Annotated in this window: 2 protein-coding genes; both read left to right on the top strand. The window is 38.8% G+C overall.

Annotated elements, in window-relative coordinates:
* Positions 1-832 (top strand): hypothetical protein (locus tag HRT72_03765; GenBank protein ID NQY66823.1); only part of this gene is annotated, 832 nt, incomplete at its 5' end.
* 201 nt (positions 833-1,033) lie between these two features.
* Positions 1,034-2,100, top strand: a 1,067-nt coding sequence (locus HRT72_03770) for an amidohydrolase family protein (protein NQY66824.1), incomplete at its 3' end; no start/stop codon positions are given.

Consider the following 2,100-nt stretch of genomic DNA (forward strand, 5'->3'; position numbering starts at 1 on the left):
CGATGCGCTTTGGGAAGGTAAATCTGCCCGAAGAATTACGAGTAATTTACTTGTAATGAGTTTAATACTAGGCTTCCTTTTTTATGGAGTGATAGCCTTAGGATTAATTGAGACTTCTAACGATTTCTTCAACCATCCATTCTTTGCTATTGAGATATCCTTTACCCTCCTACTTATCATGGAGTTATTCAGTTTAATCTTTGTTCTTCCCAAGTCTGTAGCACAGGCCAATCTAAAGCAGTACGAACTGTTATCTCTTATATTCCTAAGAGCCGGTTTTAAGGAGTTTAGCAAAATACACCACCTCCACGACTGGACCTTACAGTCTGAACCTTTGATGAATATGTTTGACTATGGTGTGGGAGGACTGTTAATTTTTATCGTTGTGCACTACACCTACAACCTCCAAAAGCACGTTCGGGTTACTTCCAATGAAGACGACCAAGTGGGCTTTATCAACTTCAAGAAAGTGTTGGCACTCATTCTGATGATAGCCTTTTTCATTATTGGCGCATACGATGTTATCTCCTTTATTCAATCTGGGGTCAACAACTTATCGTTTGATACTCTAGCATATAATCGATCGTTCGAAGCCTTTTACACGATCTTAATATTTAATGACATTGTTATTGTATTGTTTGCTCTTCGATATTCATCCGAATACATTCATATTTTCAGGTACTCAGGCTTCGTATTAGCAACGATTTTCATTCGAATATCCTTTAGCCTTAATAGTTATCAAAGCGTGGCAATAGGGTTAGGTGGGGCATTATTCGTTCTATTGCTCACCTTTGCTTATAATAGGTTTGTGGACCAACCGATTGACGATTAATTAGACAAAGCTTAACAAATAGCATCCAATCTTTTATTAAAGCGATAGATAATTTACTTAATCGCTTTTCTGATTACGTTCTACACGACGAATACCAACCTTAAATCCAATATCTATATTAATAGAATTTGCCGATTTCTTAGGCTCTCTACCCAAATCCCAATTCAGAATTTCCTTAACTTTCGAAAAAAATAAAAGAGAATGAATACACTTCAAAAGGGTTTGTTTGGGATGGCAATTATACTATTACCATTGTGCTCAATCTCTGCAGATTATACTTCTAAAAAAGAAGCAACACTCATAATAACTAATGCTAAAATATTTACTTCAAGTAAAATAAACCAACCAACTGAGTCACTTGTTGTTACAGGTAATAAAATAGTTTATTCCGGAGACAATAAAACAGCTTTAACTCATCGGTCGAGTGATACCAAAATCATTGATTTAAAAGGGCAAGTAATTATTCCAGGAATGATAGATGCACATGCTCATCCAGGATACATAGATGTGGAGCATTATGGAGAGATAGACGAGGACAATAAAAAGGATATGTTAGCGGCAGTTAAGGATTATGCAGAGGAGCATCCAGATGAGGAATGGTTGCGGATTTGTTGTTGGCCTACCGACATGTATGTGCATGGTAGCTTAGGCCCAAACAAAGAAGAACTAGACGCAGTGGTTCCAGATCGTCCGGTTTGGTTTGCTAGCGAGGCCTGGCACGACAGCTGGCTAAACTCGAAAGCTCTTGAGGTTATTGGCGTTGACAAGAACACAAAGGATCCGCAACCTGGCCTGGCTACTTATGTAACTGATGAAAACGGTGAACTAACAGGCTGGGTTAAAGAAGGCGCAGGATGGCAACACTTCATAGACCAGTTCGGGTTTAGTGAAGGAAAGCATAAAAAAACCCATGAGCAAAACATAGTCGATGCACTACAAACCTTAAGCGAAAACGGGATTACCACTCTGTATGATGCAGGGAATTTCGGCTTTGAAGATCAAGTATATAACTTCATATCTCGACTTGAAAAGGAAGGCAATCTTCCTGTGCGATATGAAGGCACCTATCAGATATATACTCCTGAAAGAACAGCAAAGGCTATTCCTGAGATGTTAAGATATCGAGAAACTTATGGCGGCGAGCTATTAAAGTTTAATACAGTCAAGCTCTTTATGGATGGCATTAATGAAAACCATTCGGGCGGTATGCTAAAACCGTATTTGGACGACACCTCTTATGTAGCACGGACTATGTTATCGGTTGATGA

The sequence above is a fragment of the Flavobacteriales bacterium genome (genome assembly GCA_013214975.1).
Classification (GTDB): domain Bacteria; phylum Bacteroidota; class Bacteroidia; order DT-38; family DT-38; genus DT-38.